The organism is Pseudomonas sp. S3_B11 (genome assembly GCF_054667715.1).
This window is the reverse complement of record NZ_CP162749.1, coordinates 151,299-173,644: the sequence shown is the minus strand read 5'-3', so window position 1 is coordinate 173,644 and position 22,346 is coordinate 151,299. Positions and strand designations below refer to the sequence as shown.

The window sequence follows — 22,346 nt, the reverse complement described above, 5'->3', positions numbered from 1 at the left end:
GAGGTTACAAATTGCTTGGGTGTTATATGGTCAAGCCTCACGGGCAATTAGTACAGGTTAGCTCAACGCCTCACAGCGCTTACACACCCTGCCTATCAACGTCGTAGTCTTCGACGGCCCTTCAGGGGACTCAAGGTCCCAGTGAGATCTCATCTTGAGGCAAGTTTCCCGCTTAGATGCTTTCAGCGGTTATCTTTCCCGAACATAGCTACCCGGCAATGCCACTGGCGTGACAACCGGAACACCAGAGGTTCGTCCACTCCGGTCCTCTCGTACTAGGAGCAGCCCCTCTCAAATCTCAAACGTCCACGGCAGATAGGGACCGAACTGTCTCACGACGTTCTAAACCCAGCTCGCGTACCACTTTAAATGGCGAACAGCCATACCCTTGGGACCGGCTTCAGCCCCAGGATGTGATGAGCCGACATCGAGGTGCCAAACACCGCCGTCGATATGAACTCTTGGGCGGTATCAGCCTGTTATCCCCGGAGTACCTTTTATCCGTTGAGCGATGGCCCTTCCATACAGAACCACCGGATCACTAAGACCTACTTTCGTACCTGCTCGACGTGTCTGTCTCGCAGTCAAGCGCGCTTTTGCCTTTATACTCTACGACCGATTTCCGACCGGTCTGAGCGCACCTTCGTACTCCTCCGTTACTCTTTAGGAGGAGACCGCCCCAGTCAAACTACCCACCATACGCTGTCCTCGATCCGGATAACGGACCTGAGTTAGAACCTCAAAGTTGCCAGGGTGGTATTTCAAGGATGGCTCCACGCGAACTGGCGTCCACGCTTCAAAGCCTCCCACCTATCCTACACAAGCAAATTCAAAGTCCAGTGCAAAGCTATAGTAAAGGTTCACGGGGTCTTTCCGTCTAGCCGCGGATACACTGCATCTTCACAGCGATTTCAATTTCACTGAGTCTCGGGTGGAGACAGCGCCGCCATCGTTACGCCATTCGTGCAGGTCGGAACTTACCCGACAAGGAATTTCGCTACCTTAGGACCGTTATAGTTACGGCCGCCGTTTACCGGGGCTTCGATCAAGAGCTTCGCGTTAGCTAACCCCATCAATTAACCTTCCGGCACCGGGCAGGCGTCACACCCTATACGTCCACTTTCGTGTTTGCAGAGTGCTGTGTTTTTAATAAACAGTCGCAGCGGCCTGGTATCTTCGACCGGCGTGGGCTTACGCAGCAAGTGCTTCACCCTCACCGGCGCACCTTCTCCCGAAGTTACGGTGCCATTTTGCCTAGTTCCTTCACCCGAGTTCTCTCAAGCGCCTTGGTATTCTCTACCCAACCACCTGTGTCGGTTTGGGGTACGGTTCCTGGTTACCTGAAGCTTAGAAGCTTTTCTTGGAAGCATGGCATCAACCACTTCGTCACCCAAAGGGTAACTCGTCATCAGCTCTCGGCCTTGGAATCCCGGATTTACCTAAGATTCCAGCCTACCACCTTAAACTTGGACAACCAACGCCAAGCTGGCCTAGCCTTCTCCGTCCCTCCATCGCAATAACCAGAAGTACAGGAATATTAACCTGTTTTCCATCGACTACGCTTTTCAGCCTCGCCTTAGGGACCGACTAACCCTGCGTCGATTAACGTTGCGCAGGAAACCTTGGTCTTTCGGCGTGGGTGTTTTTCACACCCATTGTCGTTACTCATGTCAGCATTCGCACTTCTGATACCTCCAGCAAGCTTCTCAACTCACCTTCACAGGCTTACAGAACGCTCCTCTACCGCATCACTTACGTGATACCCGTAGCTTCGGTGTATGGTTTGAGCCCCGTTACATCTTCCGCGCAGGCCGACTCGACTAGTGAGCTATTACGCTTTCTTTAAAGGGTGGCTGCTTCTAAGCCAACCTCCTAGCTGTCTAAGCCTTCCCACATCGTTTCCCACTTAACCATAACTTTGGGACCTTAGCTGACGGTCTGGGTTGTTTCCCTTTTCACGACGGACGTTAGCACCCGCCGTGTGTCTCCCATGCTCGGCACTTGTAGGTATTCGGAGTTTGCATCGGTTTGGTAAGTCGGGATGACCCCCTAGCCGAAACAGTGCTCTACCCCCTACAGTGATACATGAGGCGCTACCTAAATAGCTTTCGAGGAGAACCAGCTATCTCCGAGCTTGATTAGCCTTTCACTCCGATCCACAGGTCATCCGCTAACTTTTCAACGGTAGTCGGTTCGGTCCTCCAGTTAGTGTTACCCAACCTTCAACCTGCCCATGGATAGATCGCCCGGTTTCGGGTCTATTCCCAGCGACTAGACGCCCTATTAAGACTCGCTTTCGCTACGCCTCCCCTATTCGGTTAAGCTCGCCACTGAAAATAAGTCGCTGACCCATTATACAAAAGGTACGCAGTCACCCAACAAAGTGGGCTCCCACTGCTTGTACGCATACGGTTTCAGGATCTATTTCACTCCCCTCTCCGGGGTTCTTTTCGCCTTTCCCTCACGGTACTAGTTCACTATCGGTCAGTCAGTAGTATTTAGCCTTGGAGGATGGTCCCCCCATATTCAGACAAAGTTTCTCGTGCTCCGTCCTACTCGATTTCACTTCTAAGATCCTTTCGCGTACAGGGCTATCACCCACTATGGCCGCACTTTCCAGAGCGTTCCGCTAAAATCAAAGAAGCTTAAGGGCTAGTCCCCGTTCGCTCGCCACTACTAAGGGAATCTCGGTTGATTTCTTTTCCTCAGGGTACTTAGATGTTTCAGTTCCCCTGGTTCGCCTCTTGCACCTATGTATTCAGTACAAGATAACCATCTTATGATGGCTGGGTTCCCCCATTCAGACATCTCCGGATCAAAGTCTGTTTGCCGACTCCCCGAAGCTTTTCGCAGGCTACCACGTCTTTCATCGCCTCTGACTGCCAAGGCATCCACCGTATGCGCTTCTTCACTTGACCATATAACCCCAAGCAATCTGGTTATACTGTGAAGACGACATTCGCCGAAAATTCGATCTTGCTCATGAGAGCAACTCACAAATTTTACCTTAGCCTGATCCGTTACCAGTGAAAGTAACGTCCAGTCTATCTTTCTATCACATACCCAAATTTTTAAAGAACGATCTAATCAAAAGACTAGAAATCAACATTCACCATCACTTTGATGGAATGCTCATTTCTAAGCTTTCAGAAGCAGTTTATGGTGGAGCCAAGCGGGATCGAACCGCTGACCTCCTGCGTGCAAGGCAGGCGCTCTCCCAGCTGAGCTATGGCCCCATTACAAAATTGGTGGGTCTGGGCAGATTCGAACTGCCGACCTCACCCTTATCAGGGGTGCGCTCTAACCAACTGAGCTACAGACCCAATTTCGAGCTTGTAACTGTTAGCTATGAGCTATCAGCTTGGAGCTTAAAGCTGCTTCTATCGTCTTCTTCAATGAATCAAGCAATTCGTGTGGGAGCTCATGAAGCAGCTGCGGTCGTCGATTAAGGAGGTGATCCAGCCGCAGGTTCCCCTACGGCTACCTTGTTACGACTTCACCCCAGTCATGAATCACACCGTGGTAACCGTCCTCCCGAAGGTTAGACTAGCTACTTCTGGTGCAACCCACTCCCATGGTGTGACGGGCGGTGTGTACAAGGCCCGGGAACGTATTCACCGCGACATTCTGATTCGCGATTACTAGCGATTCCGACTTCACGCAGTCGAGTTGCAGACTGCGATCCGGACTACGATCGGTTTTGTGGGATTAGCTCCACCTCGCGGCTTGGCAACCCTCTGTACCGACCATTGTAGCACGTGTGTAGCCCAGGCCGTAAGGGCCATGATGACTTGACGTCATCCCCACCTTCCTCCGGTTTGTCACCGGCAGTCTCCTTAGAGTGCCCACCATTACGTGCTGGTAACTAAGGACAAGGGTTGCGCTCGTTACGGGACTTAACCCAACATCTCACGACACGAGCTGACGACAGCCATGCAGCACCTGTCTCAATGTTCCCGAAGGCACCAATCCATCTCTGGAAAGTTCATTGGATGTCAAGGCCTGGTAAGGTTCTTCGCGTTGCTTCGAATTAAACCACATGCTCCACCGCTTGTGCGGGCCCCCGTCAATTCATTTGAGTTTTAACCTTGCGGCCGTACTCCCCAGGCGGTCAACTTAATGCGTTAGCTGCGCCACTAAGAGCTCAAGGCTCCCAACGGCTAGTTGACATCGTTTACGGCGTGGACTACCAGGGTATCTAATCCTGTTTGCTCCCCACGCTTTCGCACCTCAGTGTCAGTATCAGTCCAGGTGGTCGCCTTCGCCACTGGTGTTCCTTCCTATATCTACGCATTTCACCGCTACACAGGAAATTCCACCACCCTCTACCATACTCTAGCTCGACAGTTTTGAATGCAGTTCCCAGGTTGAGCCCGGGGATTTCACATCCAACTTAACGAACCACCTACGCGCGCTTTACGCCCAGTAATTCCGATTAACGCTTGCACCCTCTGTATTACCGCGGCTGCTGGCACAGAGTTAGCCGGTGCTTATTCTGTCGGTAACGTCAAAACACTAACGTATTAGGTTAATGCCCTTCCTCCCAACTTAAAGTGCTTTACAATCCGAAGACCTTCTTCACACACGCGGCATGGCTGGATCAGGCTTTCGCCCATTGTCCAATATTCCCCACTGCTGCCTCCCGTAGGAGTCTGGACCGTGTCTCAGTTCCAGTGTGACTGATCATCCTCTCAGACCAGTTACGGATCGTCGCCTTGGTGAGCCATTACCCCACCAACTAGCTAATCCGACCTAGGCTCATCTGATAGCGCAAGGCCCGAAGGTCCCCTGCTTTCTCCCGTAGGACGTATGCGGTATTAGCGTCCGTTTCCGAGCGTTATCCCCCACTACCAGGCAGATTCCTAGGCATTACTCACCCGTCCGCCGCTCTCAAGAGGTGCAAGCACCTCTCTACCGCTCGACTTGCATGTGTTAGGCCTGCCGCCAGCGTTCAATCTGAGCCATGATCAAACTCTTCAGTTCAAACATCTTTGGGTTTTGAGAAAACCCTAAACTTGCTCAGCAATCGTTGGTTACATCTTTGATTTCTCGCGGAGTAACTTGTGATGCTGATAATCTGTTGACTAGCAGTCTGACCCCACAAGCACCCACACGAATTGCTTGATTCAGTTGTTAAAGAGCGGTTGGCTGAGCCTTTCGTCTCAACCGAGGCGCGCATTCTACAGCGCCCCGTGCATCTGTCAAGCGGTTATTTTAAGAAGTTTTCAAAGTTTCCTTTGCAACTTCAACCACTTGCGCTTCCGATCTCTCGTTAGCGGGAGGCGAATTCTACAGCGTTACTCGCTGCTGTCAACACCTCTTTTTCACCGCTTTCGACCGAGAAGATCGAACCGCCGATAGAGCCAAACAACACCGCTCTATCTGCTCCTTCCGGGCTTCGATGAACTGAAGCCCAACACCTTCGAAACCTACTTAACTCATTGAATATCAAGGAGTTTTCCGTTTCGACTGCGCCGGAAGTGGGGCGAATTATAGACTTCCAGAATCTGCCGTCAACCCCTAATTACGCTTTTGTTGCAGAAGGAACTTTCCTACCCAGCAAACGCGGGATCCGACGCATAACCGGCGGGACTCTCAGCATCAACAGTACAGCCCCTATAAAGGCGTATATCGCCCACTCCTTCAGATCTGCCCGCACGATCCACAGCATATGCAACAACCCAAGCCCCAGGATCAGATAAACCAGGCGATGCAATTTCTTCCAGCGCACGCCAAGCCGCCGCTGACTGTAGCGATTGGATGTGACCGCCAGCGCCAGCAGGCCGAGAAAGCCAAGCGCCCCGACAATAATGTAAGGCCGCTTGCTCAACTCGACGCCCAGCTGCGACCAGTCGAACCCCAATATGAACGCCGCATACCCGCTCAAATGCAGCACCACATAAGTAAAGCACCACAACCCCAACTGCCGCCTGACCGCAATCCACCCTGCCCATCCCGTCAGCTTTTGCAGCGGCGTCATGCTCAAGGTGATCAACAACAGGATCAACGTGCCCAACCCGAGCCGATCCACCAGCACCTTGCCCGGGTCAGGACCCAGCGAGTTCATCAAGGCCTCGTAAAGCCAGAACAAGGGCCAGATCGCCGCCGCGATGAAGACGCCGATTCGCCAGACTGGAAAACGCATCAGTAGTCCTTCCTCAGGTCCATCCCTGCATATAAAGAAGCGACTTCATCCTGATAGCCGTTGAACATCAACGTATCGCGAACATTGGGACTGAACAGCCCGCTCGGTAAACGACGCTCATGCGCCTGGGTCCACCGCGGATGATCGACCGTCGGATTGACGTTGGCATAGAAACCGTATTCGTCAGACGCGATGCTCTGCCAAGTCGTCTTCGGCTGCTCACTCACCAGACTGATACGCACGATGGACTTCACACTTTTGAAACCGTATTTCCATGGGACCACTAGCCGCAGCGGCGCGCCATTCTGGTTCGGCAACTCCCGTCCGTACATTCCCACCGCCAGGATAGCCAACGGATTCATGGCCTCATCCAATCGCAAGCCTTCGACATATGGCCAGTTGATCAAGGCGAAACCGGAACGCTGCCCCGGCATGACCTTGGGATCCTGCAGGGTTTCGAAGCGGATGTACTTGGCCTTGGAGGTCGGCTCGACCTGCTTGAGCAATGCAGAGATGGGGAAGCCAATCCACGGAATAACCATCGACCAGGCCTCGACACAGCGCAATCGATAGATACGCTCTTCCAGTTGATAAGGCTTCATGAAGTCTTCCAACCCGTAGCGTCCCGGCTTGCCCACCTCCCCGTCCACGACCACGCTCCAGGGCTCGGTCTTCAACGACCCGGCATTGGCTGCCGGGTCTCCCTTGTCGGTTCCGAACTCATAGAAGTTGTTGTAATGGGTCGCGTCCTTGAACGGCGTGATGGGCTCATTCTTGACCGTGACCGCGCCCCATTGGACTGAAGGCAGTTTCTCGGCAAACCAGGACGGCGCCTTTCCGGGCTCGACATCGGCATACCGCGCCGCATCGGCAGCACTGGCCCATTGAGGCAAGCTGCTGACGGCGAGGCCAGACAGGGTTGCACCGAGCATTTGCCGACGGGATAGATAGAGGGATTCGGGCGTGACGTCCGATTCACGGCAGTCGGACGACTTAGGGATCTTGATCAGCATGACAACTCCGCAGTATTGGAGGGCAGATGCACCAATAGACTGCGGAGTATGGGGGAAATTACATTAAGGCAACGTTTAGCGTCGACGAAGACGCAACAAGTATTGCACCGGTCCGGAGGCGGCATAGCCCAGGAACACCAACAACAGGATACGCGGCGGATCACTGAACACCACTGCGAACACCAGCACCACCGCCAGAATCGCCACGAACGGCACACGGCCCTTCAGATCCAGCTCCTTGAAGCTGTTGTACTTGATATTACTGACCATCAACATCCCGGCCGCCGCAACCAGCAACGCCACCAGGAACGACATTTTCGACCCCTGGATGCCGTAGTCGCTGAATGCCCAGACAACACCTGCCACGACACCCGCCGCGGCCGGACTGGCCAGGCCGATGAAGTAGCGTTTGTCAGCCTTGCCAACCTGGGTGTTGAAACGAGCCAGGCGCAATGCCGCCCCCGCCACATAGATAAAGGCAACCATCCAGCCGACCTTGCCCATGTCCCCCAGCGCCCAGCCGAACGCCAGCAAGGCGGGAGCCACGCCAAAGGCGACCATGTCGGACAGCGAATCATATTCGGCGCCAAACGCACTCTGGGTATTGGTCATGCGGGCCACGCGCCCGTCCAGGCCATCGAGCACCATGGCGACGAAGATCGCAATGGCGGCGAACGCGAAGTAACGGCTCGCCCCTGCGCTATCGCCAGCGCTCAAGGCAGCCTGGGCACTCATGGAACTGATGATGGAATAGAAACCGGCGAACAGGTTCGCGGTGGTGAACAGGTTCGGCAACAGATAGATGCCACGATGCCGGACCTTACGGCCTTCAGCGTCATGGCCTTCTTCGACGTGCTCATCGATGGGCAACAGGCTTTCGGCGTCAGGAGCCTGGTTTGGCTCGTCGGGACGTTCGCTCATGGACAATACCTTGCAACGGTGTGAAAAAATTCGACAGATGTCTGGGACGACGGTTCGGCCGCAAACGATGCAGCTTTATACCAGAAGCCACCGCCCAAACGAAAAAACGCGGCCGAGGCCGCGTTTTTCGATCAAGTTCGCGACTTAGTTCTTGGCTTTGTCGACGATCTTGTTGGCACCGATCCACGGCATCATCGAGCGCAGTTGCTCGCCGATGATTTCGATACCGTGAGCGGCATTGTTACGACGCTTGGCGGTCATCGAAGGATAGCCGGTAGCGCCTTCGCTGATGAACATCTTGGCGTATTCGCCGTCCTGAATACGTTTCAGGGCGTTGCGCATGGCCTGACGGGATTCGGCGTTGATGACTTCCGGACCAGTCACGTACTCGCCGTATTCGGCGTTGTTGGAGATCGAGTAGTTCATGTTGGCGATACCGCCTTCATACATGAGGTCAACGATCAGCTTCAGTTCGTGCAGGCACTCGAAGTAGGCCATTTCCGGCGCGTAGCCAGCTTCAACCAGGGTTTCGAAACCGGCCTTGACCAGCTCGACGGTACCGCCGCACAGAACGGCTTGCTCGCCGAACAGGTCGGTTTCGGTTTCGTCCTTGAAGGTGGTTTCGATGATGCCGGTACGGCCGCCACCCACGCCAGCAGCGTAGGACAGGGCCACGTTCTTGGCGTTGCCGGACGCATCCTGGTAGATCGCGATCAGGTCAGGGATACCGCCGCCTTTCACGAACTCGGAACGCACGGTGTGACCCGGGGCCTTCGGCGCGATCATGATCACGTCGAGGTCGGCACGTGGCACAACCTGGTTGTAGTGGATCGCGAAACCGTGGGAGAAGGCCAGGGTGGCGCCTTTCTTGATGTTCGGTTCGATTTCGTTCTTGTACAGCGCCGATTGGAACTCGTCCGGGGTCAGGATCATGACCAGGTCGGCCGCAGCAACGGCAGAAGCCACGTCGGTCACTTTCAGGCCATGGGCCTCGGCCTTGGCAACGGTGGCCGAGCCTTTACGCAGGCCGACAGTCACGTCAACGCCGGAATCTTTCAGGTTGCACGCTTGGGCGTGACCTTGGGAGCCGTAGCCGATGATGGCGACTTTCTTGCCCTGGATGATCGACAGGTCGCAGTCTTTATCGTAGAAAACTTTCATGAATTTCCCCTATATCCGGCCGTTCAGGCCATTCGCTAATTTGGTTAGATGCTCAGTACTTTGTCGCCACGGGCAATCCCGGTGACGCCACTGCGTACGGTTTCCAGAATCGAGGCAGTGCCGATCGATTGAATGAAGCTGTCGAGCTTGTCGCTGGTACCGGTCAACTGAACGGTATAGACGCTGGCGCTGACATCGACGATCTGCCCACGATAAATATCGGTAGTGCGTTTGATCTCGGCGCGCTGGGCGCCGGTGGCCTTGACCTTGACCAGCATCAGTTCACGCTCGATGTGAGCGCTTTCCGACAGGTCCACCAGCTTGACCACCTCGATCAGCTTGTTCAGGTTCTTGGTGATCTGCTCGATGATTTCATCGTGCCCTACGGTGGTCAGCGTCAGACGCGACAGGGTCGGGTCTTCGGTTGGCGCCACGGTCAGGCTTTCGATGTTGTAGTTGCGCTGCGAGAACAGGCCCACAACACGAGACAGCGCACCTGGTTCGTTTTCCAGAAGCAGGGAAATAATATGTCGCATGATTAGGTACGCTCCGTCTTGCTCAGCCACATATCGCGCATGGAGCCGTCTTTGATCTGCATCGGGTAGACGTGCTCGCTGGTGTCGACCGCAATATCGATCACCACCAGGCGATCCTTCATGGCGAACGCTTCCTCCATCTTCGACTTCAAATCCTTCGATTCGGTGATGCGCACGCCAACGTGACCGTAGGCCTCTGCCAGCTTGACGAAATCAGGCAACGATTCCATGTACGAGTGCGAGTGACGGCTGCCGTAGCTCATGTCCTGCCACTGGCGAACCATCCCCAACACGCCGTTGTTCAGGATCACGATCTTCACCGGCAAACCGTATTGCAGGCAGGTGGACAGCTCCTGGATGTTCATCTGGATGCTGCCTTCGCCCGTGACGCAGGCGACATCAGCCTCTGGGAAGCTCAACTTGATGCCCATGGCCGCCGGGAAACCGAAGCCCATGGTGCCCAGGCCGCCGGAGTTGATCCAGCGATTGGGTTTGTCGAACTTGTAGTACTGCGCAGCGAACATCTGGTGCTGGCCCACGTCGGAGGTCACAAAGGCATCGCCCTTGGTCACTTCGCACAGGGTTTCGATCACGGTCTGCGGCTTGATCACACTGCCGTCACCCTTGTCATAAGGGAACAAGCCACGATCGCCGCGCCATTCATCAACCTGCTTCCACCAACTGGCCACGGATTCCTTGTTTGGAACCTCGCCGATTTCCTTGAGGATGGCGACCATTTCGGTCAACACGCTCTCTACAGGACCGACAATCGGCACGTCTGCCTTGATGGTCTTGGAGATGGACGCCGGGTCGATGTCGATGTGGATGATCTTGGCGTTCGGGCAGAATTTCGCCGGACCATTGATGACGCGGTCGTCGAAACGTGCGCCGACCGCCAGGATCACATCGGCGTGGTGCATCGCCAGGTTGGCGGTGTAGCTGCCGTGCATGCCGAGCATACCGATGAACTGACGGTCGGTGCCCGGGAACGCGCCCAGGCCCATCAGCGTATTGGTGACCGGCAGGTTGAGCATTTTCGCCAGTTCGGTCAGCGGCGCGGAGCCACCACCGAGGATCACGCCACCACCGGAGTACAGCACAGGGCGCTTGGCCGCCAGGAGCATTTCGGCTGCCTTGCGGATTTGCCCCGAGTGGCCGCGTACGGCCGGGCTGTAGGAACGCAGCTTGGCTTTTTTCGGGAAGATGTATTCGAACTTCTCGGCCGGGTTGGTCATGTCTTTCGGAACATCGACCACGACCGGGCCCGGACGACCGGATTCTGCCAGGTAGAAGGCCTTCTTCATGACTTCCGGGATTTCCGACGCGTGCTTGATCATGAAGCTGTGCTTCACGATCGGCCGGGAGATACCGATCATGTCGGTTTCCTGGAATGCGTCGGTACCCACCATGGTGCTGGGCACCTGGCCGGAAATGATCACCATCGGGATGGAGTCCATGTACGCGGTGGCGATACCAGTGATGGCGTTCGTGGCGCCTGGACCGGAAGTCACCAGTACCACGCCGGCCTTGCCGGTGGCACGGGCATAGCCGTCAGCCATATGGGTGGCGGCCTGCTCGTGACGAACCAGGATATGGGTCACTTCCGGTTCTTTGAACAGGGCATCATAGACATGAAGAAGAGCACCACCGGGGTACCCGTAGATATATTTGACGCCTTCGTCACGCAAAAAGCGGACGAGCATCTCACCGCCAGATAAAAGCTCCACGTTGTTCACCTCTAAAACGCCAGAATACCGACCCACAAGAAAGGGACGGGTCTTAATAGGTTTACTTCTCGGCAGAGCATGAGCGACGGTGGTCGCCGACTACGTCAGCACTGACTGAGCAAGTATTGGGATCGTCCCAAGTGTTGCGGGCCTTTCCCACCCAGCGCGAGGTAACGCGTTGCGGGTGTAACAGGTCGGCGCGGATGTGCGCCTCATGATCTGCTGAGTGGGTCTGCTTCTGGCAGTCCCTCTACAGCGGACTTTGGATTCTTCTGTTTCGCCTCCTTCAAGTCAAGTCGTCTATGTGTTTTATTCGAAGTAAGCGCATGAGAACGCAAGAAAAAACCTTTAAACGGCAACTGTGTTAGCTTCAATTGCGCAACCCATGACAAGGAAACAGCATGCGAATGATCTTCTTGACGGCCAGCCTGCTGGTTGGCCTGAGCCCGATGTGCATGGCCGGTCAGGTCTACAAATGGGTGGACGCCCAGGGCGTTACCCACTTCGGCGCCCAGCCGCCCGAAGGCACGGAGGCCACGACCGTGATCAAGTCCGCCCCGCCGCCCGCCAAACCGGCGGCACCGCCGTCTGGCGGAGTCATTGGCGACCAAAAGGCCATCGACCAACAGGTCAAGAAACAGATTGCCGAGCAGGAAGCCCAACTCAAGGCGTTCTGCGAACAGGCCCGGACCAATCTGGCGCAATTGCAGAACAACCCCAGGGTACGTGAAGACGTAGAGGGGGAAATGCGCCGCCTCACCGAAGAAGAGCGGCGCCAGCGGATCGACGAGACCCGCAAGCAAATCGAGGAGAATTGTCAGTAACGCCGGTCAGCCGGCGTTGCTGATCAACTGATCGAACTGCGCCAGCAGCCGCTGCAACTCGATGCCCTGCCCTGGCCGCTGTGCATAGACCATCTCGGCCATGGCAAGGATGCCCGAGGCGTTGGGCAGCGGCAGGTCGTTTTCCAGGATGGCTTTCATCCTGGGCAGGAAGATCCATTGCAGCCATTGCTCGAAGTCCAGGGTGTCGACCGCGAATGGCTCGACACTGGCCAGTGCCTGCGCCGAAGGCGAAACATCGCTCCACCAGCCCTGGACTCGCAACTCCCGCTCGATCAACAGCAACTGATCGGCGATTTGAGGAAAACGCGTATCCATCAAAGCGAAACCTTGGCCTTCTGACGGGCCAATGCCGCGCCAGCGGAATCGCCCTGTTTCTCACGGGCCTGGGCGATCAACTCCCACAGGCTGGCCTGAAGTGCCGGGCGACCACTGGAGAATGTCAGGCCACGACGGGCCAGCTGTTCGGCTTGCGGCGCATCGCCCTGGGCCATGCGCACCTGGGCCAGGCGATAAAGCACCTGGGGTTCGCGCGGCGCGACACGCTGGGCACGCTCCAGGCTGGAAGACGCACCGTTGAGGTCACCACCGGCCTGTTGCTGTTGCGCCGTGGTCAACAGGGCCAGAACCGGGCCGTCGAGCTGTTCATCGGCGGACAGACCACCGGCTCCTGCCGACGGAATGCTGCTCGGCGTCGAAGGCATGCTGTAGCTGCCCTGGTCGATCGGCGAGGTTTCGATTGGCCCGGGGGTGATCGGGCCCGGCGTGATCGGCGTGCTGCTGATCGGCGCAGAGGTCGTCGCGCCGCCACCTGGCACCATCACGACGACACCGGTGTCGCCCTGCGGGATTGCCTGGACCTGGCCCTGCGCCGGCCGCTTCACTGTCGTTTGACGGAAACCGCCATTGGCCGAGACCCGCTCGCTGTTGGAAACAGCGGTGCCGGAATCAACGACCGGAATCGAACCGCGTTGTACGGTAGAGCAACCACTGAGCAAAGCCACGGCTGTTACCGCTGGAATCAACCACTTGTTCACTTGAAACCCTCTTTGCTTAATTCATCCAGTCCTTGACCCAATCCATCACCGATTCGGCGGGATTCGTGCCGCCACAGGCTGCACCGGGTGGCGGTTCGCTGCCGCGAATATACGGCATCTGCACGGCGCCCGGGCAATTGGCATCGGAGCCTTGCCCCGTACGCGAATCGACCCACGCCTGGACGATGTTGTCCGGTTGCGGCATGTCCAGCGGCAACGGGTCGGCCTTGCGCATGAAGCTGGTCCAGACCTGCAGCGCACCGGTGGCACCGGTGAACGGGGTCTTGCCATTGTCATCACGTCCGAGCCAGACCACCGCCAGCAGGTCCTGGCTGAAGCCGGCGAACCAGCTGTCGCGCGAGTCGTTACTGGTACCGGTCTTGCCCGCCAGGGTCAGGGTCCGGGGCAGCACGTTATAGACCGAGCTGCCGGTGCCTTCACGCATGACCCGCTGCATCGCGCTCTGGATCAGGTAAATGGAGGCCGGATCGAAACGCTGCTGGATCTGGAACGGATAACGCTTGAGCGGTTCGCCATCGGCGGTCAGCACGCTGCGGATCCCGCGCATCGGCGTATTGAAACCGCCGTTGGCCAGCGTCTGGTACATGGCCGCCACTTCGATCGGCGTAAGGCCACCGGCCCCCAGCAACATCGATGGGAACGCCGGGAATTCGCGACTAACCCCCAGGCGCACCAGGGTCTTGAGTACGTTCGGTACGCCGACTTCCAGCCCGAGGCGAGCGGTCGACAGGTTGTAGGAGTGCGCCAGCCCCTGGTACAGGAACACCGTACCGTGGGAACGACGATCATAGTTCTGCGGTTTCCAGACCTGGCCATCGGCGCCCTTGACCGAGAACGTCTCGTCCGACAGCCAACTGGTCAGCGTATATTGGCTCGGCTTTTCCAGGGCGGTGAGGTACACCGCCGGCTTGATCAGCGAGCCAATCGGACGCACCGCATCCAGCGCTCGGTTGAAACCGGCGAAACTGGCCTGCCGGCTGCCGATCATGGCCTGGACTTCACCGGTTTCCGGGTTGGTCACCACCATGGCCGCTTCAACTTCGTCGGCGCCCTTGCGCCCACCCAGCCGCTTGAAAGTGTCCTCGACCGAGGCTTCAGCCTTCATCTGCAGGATCGGATCGAAACTGGTGAAGATGCGCAGGCCTTCTTCGGTCAAGTCTTCGTCGCGGTAGTCTTCCCGCAGCTGACGCTTGACCAGGTCCATGAAGCCGGGGAAGGAGCTGTCCGCCAGGCTGCCGCGCTTGGTCACGCCCAACGGCATCTTTTTCGCCGCCTCGACTTGCTCGGCCGTCGCCACACCCTGTTGTTGCAGCAGGTCGAGCACCAGGTTGCGCCGTTCGAGGGCGCGCTCCGGATTACGACGCGGGTTGTAGGAAGACGGTCCCTTGACCATGCCCACCAGCAACGCCACCTGATGCAACTTGAGCTCGGACAGCGGTTGGCTGAAGAAGAACTGGCTGGCGAGGCCGAAACCGTGCACCGCCCGTTGACCGTCCTGACCGATAAATACCTCGTTGAGGTACGCCTCCAGGATCTCCTGCTTGTCGTAGTGCAGCTCCAGCAACAACGCCATCATGGCTTCGGTGAGCTTGCGGGTCAGGCTGCGTTCGTTGGTCAGGTAGAAGTTCTTGACCAACTGTTGGGTCAGGGTACTGCCGCCCTGGCGCATGTGGCCCGAGGAGGTATTGACCCAGATGGCCCGGGCAATCGACTTGGGCGAGACGCCGAAGTGATGGTAGAAGTCGCGGTCTTCGACGGCGATCAGCGTATCGAGCAGGAACGGCGGCACCTGGTCGATCTTGATCAGGATCCGGTCTTCGAGGTTCTTGGGGTACAGGCCACCAATGAGCAGCGGCTCAAGGCGCACCACCGACAGGCTTGCGTTGTTGGCGCCGGTCAGCGCAGCGACATAATCACCGGAAAAACGCACCCGCACCGGTTGTGCCTGCTCCATGCCTTCATAGAACTGGAAGCCACGGGTATTGAGGTCGATGGTATTGCCATTGACCGAGGCCGCACCCGGACCATTGGCCACGCTTTCACGGCGATAACCCAAGGCATCGAGCTCGGTCAGGAAATCATCCTTGCTCAGCTTCTGTCCGACGAACAGCTCCAACGGCCGGGCATAGACCTTGGCCGGAATGGTCCAGCGCTTGCCGGAGAACTTCTCCTGGACCACGGCATCGAGATAGACCGCAAAACCGGCGAGCACGACGAGGCCCACCAGGCTGAGTTTAAGGGCCCAGCCCAGCCAGGGCCGCAGGCGGCTGGCGGGTGGTTTCTTGGGGGTACGGGGGGATCGGGTACGAGTCATGGCGGCGGATTATACGCACTTTGCCTCGGTTCAACATGAGCCCTCCACGCGGTTTGCGTTAGCGCGGCTTGCGGCCATAATGACGGCCTTGAATTTTCCAGTCTATGAAGGACCGCCCGTGAGCCAATCCCTGATCGCTGCCCTGCAAAACCCGGCCCTCTACCCGCATCCCGTCGAAGGGTTCCAGGTCATCGAGACCCACATTTCCTGGGTATTGCTCACTGGGCCATACGCCTACAAATTCAAAAAGCCGGTCAACTTCGGCTTCCTCGACTTCACCAGCCTCGAGGCGCGCAAGCACTTCTGTGGTGAGGAGTTGCGCCTCAACCAGCGCCTGACCCAGGACCTGTACCTGAACGTCCTGCCGATTACCGGCAGCGCCGAAGCGCCACAGCTGGGTGGCGACGGCCCGGCCATCGAGTACGCCCTGAAGATGCGTCAGTTCCCGCAGAGCGAACTGCTCAGCACGCTGCAAGCCAACGGCGAACTGACCACCGCGCACATCGACGAGATGGCCGCGCAGATCGCCCAGTTCCATCTCTCCACGCCCAAGGTGCCCGCCGAAAACGACGCCGGCACCCCGCAAAGCGTGATGGCACCGGTGCTGCAGAACTTCGAACAGATCCGCCCGTTCCTCAACGACAAGGCCGACCTGTTGCAACTCGAAGCCCTGCAAGCCTGGGCCGAGAGCAGCTTCGAACGCCTCAAGCCGCTGTTCACCCAACGCAAAGCCGAAGGTTTCATCCGCGAATGCCACGGTGATATCCACCTGGGCAACGCCACCGTGATCGACGGCAAGGTGGTGATTTTCGACTGCATCGAGTTCAACGAACCGTTCCGTTTCACCGACGTCTACGCCGACACCGCATTCCTGGCGATGGACCTGGAGGACCGAGGCCTGAAATCGCTGGCACGGCGCTTCGTCAGCCAGTACCTGGAACTGACCGGTGACTACCAGGGCCTGGAGCTGCTGAACTTCTATAAAGCCTATCGTGCCCTGGTCCGGGCAAAAGTCGTGTTGTTCAGCATGCCGGCCGAAGCCGATCCGGTGCAGCGCGCCACCACCCTGCGCCAGTACCGCAACTACGCCAACCTGGCGGAAAGCTACAGCACCATTCCTTCGCGCTTCCTGGCCATCACCCACGGCGTCTCGGCCGTTGGCAAAAGCCATGTCGCGATGCGCCTGGTAGAGGCGCTGGGCGCCATTCGCCTGCGTTCGGACGTGGAGCGCAAGCGTCTGTTCGGCCAGCAACAAGTACCCAACGATCCAGAGGCCGGCATCTATAGCAGTGACGCCAGCAGCGCTACCTACGCCCGCCTGCATGAAATCGCCGCGGTGATCCTGCGCGCCGGCTTCCCGGTAGTGATCGATGCCACTTACCTCAAGCGCGATCAACGCGACGCAGCGGCGAAAATCGCCGAGGCCACCGGTGCTCCGTTCCTGATTCTCGACTGCGACGCGCCGCAAGCGGTCATCGAAAGCCGCCTGGCACAGCGTCAGGCCGACCAGAAAGACCCCTCCGATGCGAACCTGGCGGTCATTGCCGCACAACAATCCAGCCGCGAAGCCCTGACCCCGGCGGAAATTCTCTGCAGCAAACGGGTCCAAACCAATGAAAGCGGCACACTCGACATCGTGGTCGCGCAGATCCGTCAGCGCCTGCCAGGCCTGTAGATATTTTTTCGGCCGTGAAGCGATGCCCGGCTTCACGGCCGTCAAATAGTGGCACTATACTGGCGTCATAAAACCAACAGGTGATATGAAATGAGCCTTCCCAAGCTTCTCAACACCCCGCTTTATGCCTTGCTGCGCAAAGACGATATCGCCGGGTTCAACAACGAACGCCCACAAGGCCCGGTCGACATGCGTGGCGGCGACTTTCGAGGCCTTGATCTGCGGGAACTGAATGCGGACGACGTTGACTTCAGCGACGCCTACTTCCGCTCCGCCGATCTGCGTGGCATCGATTTTCGCAAGTCGTCACTGGAAGGCGCGAGCCTGGCCCATGCGCAAATCTCCGGTGCCTACTTCCCGCCGGAACTGTCTGCGGACGAGATCCTGATGTCGATGAACTTCGGCACCCGGTTGCGCTACCGCACTCGCTGAACCTGTTTGAAGCGGGTCGGCCAACGAGCGGACCTGCCACAGACTGAACGGATCTCCAGCGCCCCCGCTTGCGCTGGAGCATATAGTTTGCAGCCTTTTCCCACCCCATCGTGCGTAATGCATTAGAAGCTTTTGCGTCGAATCCGACCAAACAATCACGCTTTTCCTACTGACCGCTACACTGCTCAGAAGCTTGCCCACTGCACCAGTCGGCCGTCGCAAGGAGGCTCGATGAATGATGAACTGCAACACCTGAAGAATCTGGGCAAGACATCAGCCCAGTGGCTGCACGCTGTGGGCATCCACAGCGCATCCGATCTACGCCGGCTCGGCGCGGTGGACGCCTATCGCGCCGTACGCACGCGCGGCTTCCGGGCTTCCAAGGTGTTGCTGTACGCCATCGAGGGCGCGTTGATGGATGTGCATTGGAATGACATTCCCGCCGAGCGCAAAGAAGCCCTGAATAAACAGCTGGACGCCATTTCGACGCGCCACAAGGCCTGACGCCCTTTCGTTTCCTGCACGGACCCTGACCGCGAGGTTATTTCGGCGAATCGCAAAACAATGTTTGACATGGTAATGAGAATCGCTATGATTACCACATCCGGTCGCGAGACTGGTCGATATTTGAACAGCCCTTGGTTCGGACTCTCAGATATCTCCTCATCAGGCTAATCACGGTTATTTGACCCGGCTTTTGCCGGGTCTTTTTTTGCCTGTAGAAAATCACTTTCCGACGTGTTCACGCATCTGCGCACAGTAATCCTGTGGCGGCATGGCCGGCGTGTACCACACGTAATCCGCCATGGCCGACGTCACCTCACTGCCCTCCTCGGCCAGCATCAGGACGATCGGTGCCTCGCTGGCGCCAAGATCCAGCGCATGCAGCGGCACACCAACATCCTTTCGCGCATGCCAGGCACCGGCGAACAACAATGCCGGTGTCGGCGCTTGCAGCAGGCGTTCGGCCATGCGTCGGTCACGCTGTTGCTGCACGGCCAGCATCGCCGGCATTTGCGACTCTGGCAGCAAACCGCAGTGGGATTCACGGATTTGCCCCAACAATTCGTCCTTCACAGTGACTGCATTGGAGCGAGCGCCCATCAAGCCCGGTGCTTGTCGATAGAAGCGCTGAATCTCGGCGGCGTCCAGATTGGCGGCCAACAGCGGATAGCGTTGCGCCAGGGCAAACTCGACGACGGGGCCATACAGGCTCCAATCCCAGCCGGGCGACCAGCCCAGTGCGCCGGGCAGGTCCTTCGGCAAGGCGGGTAACTGGCGGACCGAATCAACGCGTGGCTGCTGGGCGGGGGTGAGCATTTCCAGCAACAGACTGCCCTGGGCCCGCTGCCCGGCCAGGGCCTGGAGCAGCCAGACCTGCAGCGCGTGGTGATCGCGATTGTCGTGCCGCTCCCCCACCACCACCCGAGGCGCCTTGGCCAAGCGTTCAACCAATGCCTGGGGCGTCACGGCCTGGCCATTGTGCAAATCACGGATTCGTCCGCCGAGTGGGGGCGGTGCGATGCTCTGACACGCCGTCAGTACACTCAATGCCAGAATCAGAAGCAGGCGCACGTCCATATCCTCCAGGGTGCCCTCAGCGGGCAATGATCAATGGATGCCCACGCTCCGGATGGTCTTGCACCAGCACGTCCAAGCCAAACACCGCCTTGAGCGGTTCCGGGCGCAGCACATGCCGGGGCGTGTCCAGGGCCACCGGCCGACCGGACGCGAGCAGCAACAGGCGATCACAGTAACGCGCCGCCAGGTTCAGGTCATGCAGGATCACCAGCACGGCAGCGCCGCGACTGGCGAATTCACGCACCGCCAGGAGGATGGTGTGCTGGTGCAGCGGATCGAGCATCGAGGTCGGCTCGTCCAGCAACAGGGTTTGCCCCGCTTCACCTGGCCACAACTGCGCCAACACCCGCGCCAGGTGCACCCGCTGACGTTCACCGCCGGACAACGCCAGGTAACTGCGACCGTGCAGATGCGCGGCGTCTGCCGCTTGCAGCGCCGCGGCGACGACTTGCTCATCGCGCACTCGACCACTCTGGTGCGGCAGGCGCCCCATGCCGACGACCTCCTCGACACGAAAGGCGAAATCCAGGGTCGAGGACTGCGGCAAGACCGCCAGGCACCGGGCGCGCTCGGCACCCTGCCACTGGGCCAATGGCCGGTCATCGAGCCAGACCTGCCCCTGGGCCGGGCGCAGTTCGCCGCACAGCCCCGCCAACAAAGTACTTTTACCTGCGCCGTTGGGCCCAAGCACTCCGAGCACTTCGCCAGGGTTGAGTTCGAGATCGACGTCCGCCAGCACCGTCTTGCGGCCACGTTGAATGTGCAGGTTCTGCGCTCGCAGCATCAGGCGCGCCCTCGCACCAATAGATAAAGGAAGAACGGCGCGCCGATGAAGGCCGTGACAATGCCGATCGGCAATTCCGCAGGAGCCAGGGCCAGGCGCGCCACCAGATCGGCGAACAACAGCAGGCTGGCACCCGCCAACACCGAAGCGGGCAGCAACACACGGTGGTCGGGGCCTGCCACCAGGCGCACCAGATGCGGCACTACCAGCCCGACAAAGCCGATCATGCCCGCAGCCGCCACCGCCGCGCCAACCCCCATGGCCGTACAAAACACCAGTTCACGCTTGAGGCTTTCGACGTTAACGCCCAGGTGGGCAGCCTCGGACTCCCCTAGCAACAGTGCATTAAGCGCCCGGGCCCGCCGTGGTAGCCAGAGCGCCACGCCGACGCTGACCAGCAACAGCGGCCACAACCGCGCATAGCTGGCGCCGTTGAGACTGCCCAGGTTCCAGAACGTCAGGGTGCGCAGGGTCGCGTCGTCCGCCAGGTAGGTGAACAGGCCGACGGCCGAACCGGACAGCGCGGTCAGGGCAATACCGGCCAGGAGCATGGTCGCGACATGGGTCTGGCCGTTGCGTCGCCCGAGACGATAGACCAGCGCCGTAACGCCGAGCCCGCCAAGAAATGCACACAACGACAGCACGTAGGGGCCAAAGGCTTCGGGCAACCCACCCAGCGCCGAGCCACCGACAATGGCGAACGCGGCGCCCAGTGCCGCACCGCTGGACACACCCACCAGCCCCGGGTCCGCCAGTGGGTTGCGAAACAACCCCTGCATCGCCACACCGGACAACGCCAACACCCCGCCCACCGCCAACCCCAGCAAGGTACGCGGCAAGCGGATCTGGCCAAGGATCAGTTCGGCCTGCTCCAGGCCATCGGCGGCCACCGGCAAGCCCAACAGACGCAAGGCAGCGCGCAAGGTGTCGAGCAACGGCAAACTTACCGGCCCCAGGGCCAGGGACAGCCAGGTTGCCAGCAGACACAGCAGGCCCAGGCCAATGAACAAGGTACCTGGCTTGACCAACGAGGTCATGGCGCCGTGGCCGACGCAGCCGGATAAAAGCCTGCCGTCAGTGTCATCAGGCTTTGTGGCAACCGCGGGCCCAAGCCGCCTACCAGCAGCGTCGGATCAAGCTCCATGACGCGCCCGTCCCTGGCGGCCCGGGTCGAAGAAAGAATCGGGTTTTCCCTGAACAACGCCGCACGCGCTTCTTCACCGCTCAAGGCACGGTCAGCAAAGACCAGAACTTGCGGATTCAGGCTGGCCAGGGTTTCCACGGAAAAAGACTTGTAGCCGCTGTGGGTCGCCAGGTTGTGACCGCCGGCCTGCTGTAACAACCAATCAGCGGAAGTGCCCTTGCCCGCAACCAGTGGTTTGCCGCCGGAACTACCCACCAACAGCAATACGCCGGGAGCCTTTTGCTTGCGCTGGGCTTCGGTCACCCGGGCCTGTTGCTGGGTGAGTTGTTTTTGATAAAGGTCGAACAACCGCGCCGCCTCGGCCTCGGCCCCCAGCAGTTTTCCCAGGTGCCGCAAATTGCCCTGCAGGGCCGGCAGGTCTGGTGTGGCCGAGAACAGTTCGACCTGCACACCGGCGCTGCGAATTTGCGCCAGCACGGGCGGTGGCCCCATTTCCTCAGTGCCCACCAGGATCTGCGGACGCAGGCTCAGCACGCCCTCCGCCGACAGCTGTCGCTGATAGCCAACACTGGGCAAGGCCCGCAAGGATTCAGGATGCTGGCTGGTGGAGTCCACGCCCACCAGCTTCGATTCGCCCCCCAGCGCACTGACCCACTCCGACACGGCGCCGCCGGCACTGACCCAGCGTTGCGGCAATTGAGCCGCGCTGGCCCCCTGGTTGACCAACAGTGCGACACAGAGCGCAACAACGCGGATATTCAGGCGCATCGGGCAGCTTCCTCAAAGAAGTTTTTCACAGGACCGGGCATGGCCAAGTATCCTCAGCCTCCTGCGAAGAAGGCGCCATTTGATAATTGTTTTCATTTGACCGTCAAGCGTGGATCTTTTGCCACACGAAACCTTGTGGGAGCGAGCTTGCTCGCGATAGCGGCGAGTCAGTCACCGAGATGTTGAATGTGCCGCCGTCATCGCGAGCAAGCTCGCTCCCACAGTGGATTCACTCCGACAAATAT

General features: G+C 58.6%; 17 protein-coding genes, 2 tRNA genes and 2 rRNA genes. 4 read left to right on the top strand and 17 right to left on the bottom strand.

Features of this window, described 5'->3' with window-relative positions:
- Nucleotides 1-26: 26 nt before the first annotated feature.
- The 10 genes from AB4O22_RS00825 to AB4O22_RS00780 form a co-directional block, all read right to left on the bottom strand.
- Nucleotides 27-2,918: ribosomal RNA gene (locus AB4O22_RS00825) — 23S ribosomal RNA — on the bottom strand.
- A 242-nt stretch (nucleotides 2,919-3,160) separates the two neighbouring features.
- Nucleotides 3,161-3,236 (bottom strand) — tRNA-Ala (locus AB4O22_RS00820).
- A 10-nt stretch (nucleotides 3,237-3,246) separates the two neighbouring features.
- Nucleotides 3,247-3,323: transfer RNA gene (locus tag AB4O22_RS00815), tRNA-Ile, on the bottom strand.
- 123 nt (nucleotides 3,324-3,446) lie between these two features.
- Nucleotides 3,447-4,983: ribosomal RNA gene (locus AB4O22_RS00810) — 16S ribosomal RNA — on the bottom strand.
- The 16S and 23S rRNA genes sit together here with 2 tRNA genes alongside, the layout of an rRNA operon.
- Before the next feature lie 541 nt (nucleotides 4,984-5,524).
- Entirely contained in the window at nucleotides 5,525-6,145 is a 621-nt protein-coding gene (msrQ, locus tag AB4O22_RS00805; protein ID WP_003205600.1) for a protein-methionine-sulfoxide reductase heme-binding subunit MsrQ, read from the bottom strand.
- Nucleotides 6,145-7,158: a protein-methionine-sulfoxide reductase catalytic subunit MsrP gene (gene msrP / locus AB4O22_RS00800; protein WP_003205603.1), complete on the bottom strand. Its 1,014-nt coding sequence runs from the start codon at nucleotides 7,156-7,158 to the stop codon at nucleotides 6,145-6,147. Before msrP ends, msrQ begins: the two co-directional genes overlap by 1 nt.
- 75 nt (nucleotides 7,159-7,233) lie before the next feature.
- Nucleotides 7,234-8,079: a CDP-diacylglycerol--serine O-phosphatidyltransferase gene (gene pssA / locus AB4O22_RS00795; protein WP_013694218.1), complete on the bottom strand. Its 846-nt coding sequence runs from the start codon at nucleotides 8,077-8,079 to the stop codon at nucleotides 7,234-7,236.
- Nucleotides 8,080-8,223: 144 nt separating this feature from the next.
- Nucleotides 8,224-9,240, bottom strand: coding sequence for a ketol-acid reductoisomerase (ilvC, locus tag AB4O22_RS00790; RefSeq protein WP_003185459.1), 1,017 nt, complete (start codon nucleotides 9,238-9,240; stop codon nucleotides 8,224-8,226).
- 44 nt (nucleotides 9,241-9,284) lie between these two features.
- Nucleotides 9,285-9,776, bottom strand: coding sequence for an acetolactate synthase small subunit (ilvN, locus tag AB4O22_RS00785; RefSeq protein WP_003205610.1), 492 nt, complete (start codon nucleotides 9,774-9,776; stop codon nucleotides 9,285-9,287).
- A 2-nt stretch (nucleotides 9,777-9,778) separates the two neighbouring features.
- Nucleotides 9,779-11,503, bottom strand: coding sequence for an acetolactate synthase 3 large subunit (locus AB4O22_RS00780; RefSeq protein ID WP_003205612.1), 1,725 nt, complete (start codon nucleotides 11,501-11,503; stop codon nucleotides 9,779-9,781).
- A gap of 401 nt (nucleotides 11,504-11,904) precedes the next feature.
- Between AB4O22_RS00780 and AB4O22_RS00775 the strand changes: the two genes are divergently transcribed.
- Nucleotides 11,905-12,327 (top strand): DUF4124 domain-containing protein, encoded by a 423-nt coding sequence (locus AB4O22_RS00775; RefSeq protein WP_013694219.1) that lies wholly within the window; start codon nucleotides 11,905-11,907, stop codon nucleotides 12,325-12,327.
- Between the two features lie 6 nt (nucleotides 12,328-12,333).
- Here AB4O22_RS00775 and AB4O22_RS00770 read toward each other — a convergent pair whose 3' ends face one another.
- From AB4O22_RS00770 to mrcB, 3 genes are read right to left on the bottom strand one after another with little or no spacing between them, the layout of a single operon-like run.
- The gene (locus tag AB4O22_RS00770; RefSeq protein WP_003205615.1) at nucleotides 12,334-12,663 is read right to left on the bottom strand and encodes a YqcC family protein; all 330 of its coding nucleotides are present in this window, start codon (nucleotides 12,661-12,663) and stop codon (nucleotides 12,334-12,336) included.
- A complete protein-coding gene (locus tag AB4O22_RS00765; protein ID WP_003205617.1) occupies nucleotides 12,663-13,382 on the bottom strand; it encodes a tetratricopeptide repeat protein in 720 nt (239 codons plus the stop codon). Before AB4O22_RS00765 ends, AB4O22_RS00770 begins: the two co-directional genes overlap by 1 nt.
- Nucleotides 13,383-13,398: 16 nt before the next feature.
- The gene (gene mrcB / locus AB4O22_RS00760; RefSeq protein WP_114731617.1) at nucleotides 13,399-15,717 is read right to left on the bottom strand and encodes a penicillin-binding protein 1B; all 2,319 of its coding nucleotides are present in this window, start codon (nucleotides 15,715-15,717) and stop codon (nucleotides 13,399-13,401) included.
- 118 nt (nucleotides 15,718-15,835) lie between these two features.
- Here mrcB and AB4O22_RS00755 point away from each other — a divergent pair, with 118 nt between their 5' ends.
- From AB4O22_RS00755 to AB4O22_RS00745, 3 genes are all read left to right on the top strand, one after another.
- Nucleotides 15,836-17,392, top strand: a complete 1,557-nt coding sequence (locus AB4O22_RS00755) for a bifunctional aminoglycoside phosphotransferase/ATP-binding protein (RefSeq protein WP_460095768.1) — start codon at nucleotides 15,836-15,838, stop codon at nucleotides 17,390-17,392.
- 90 nt (nucleotides 17,393-17,482) lie between these two features.
- Nucleotides 17,483-17,824 carry a pentapeptide repeat-containing protein gene (locus AB4O22_RS00750; protein WP_003205621.1) on the top strand — a complete coding sequence of 114 codons (342 nt, stop codon included), beginning with the start codon at nucleotides 17,483-17,485 and terminating at the stop codon, nucleotides 17,822-17,824.
- A gap of 231 nt (nucleotides 17,825-18,055) precedes the next feature.
- The gene (locus AB4O22_RS00745; RefSeq protein ID WP_003205623.1) at nucleotides 18,056-18,328 is read left to right on the top strand and encodes a TfoX/Sxy family protein; all 273 of its coding nucleotides are present in this window, start codon (nucleotides 18,056-18,058) and stop codon (nucleotides 18,326-18,328) included.
- 222 nt (nucleotides 18,329-18,550) lie between these two features.
- Here AB4O22_RS00745 and AB4O22_RS00740 read toward each other — a convergent pair whose 3' ends face one another.
- Genes AB4O22_RS00740 through AB4O22_RS00725 form a run of 4 tightly spaced genes read right to left on the bottom strand, consistent with a single transcriptional unit; the run spans nucleotide 18,551 to nucleotide 22,101 of the window.
- Nucleotides 18,551-19,405 (bottom strand): ChaN family lipoprotein, encoded by an 855-nt coding sequence (locus tag AB4O22_RS00740; RefSeq protein WP_223470881.1) that lies wholly within the window; start codon nucleotides 19,403-19,405, stop codon nucleotides 18,551-18,553.
- Nucleotides 19,406-19,421: 16 nt separating this feature from the next.
- Nucleotides 19,422-20,189: a heme ABC transporter ATP-binding protein gene (locus tag AB4O22_RS00735; protein WP_003205626.1), complete on the bottom strand. Its 768-nt coding sequence runs from the start codon at nucleotides 20,187-20,189 to the stop codon at nucleotides 19,422-19,424.
- The gene (locus AB4O22_RS00730) at nucleotides 20,189-21,172 is read right to left on the bottom strand and encodes a FecCD family ABC transporter permease (protein WP_167331299.1); all 984 of its coding nucleotides are present in this window, start codon (nucleotides 21,170-21,172) and stop codon (nucleotides 20,189-20,191) included. The genes AB4O22_RS00735 and AB4O22_RS00730 overlap by 1 nt, the downstream gene beginning before the upstream one ends.
- A 50-nt stretch (nucleotides 21,173-21,222) precedes the next feature.
- Nucleotides 21,223-22,101, bottom strand: coding sequence for a heme/hemin ABC transporter substrate-binding protein (locus tag AB4O22_RS00725; protein ID WP_038857101.1), 879 nt, complete (start codon nucleotides 22,099-22,101; stop codon nucleotides 21,223-21,225).
- Nucleotides 22,102-22,346: the final 245 nt, after the last annotated feature.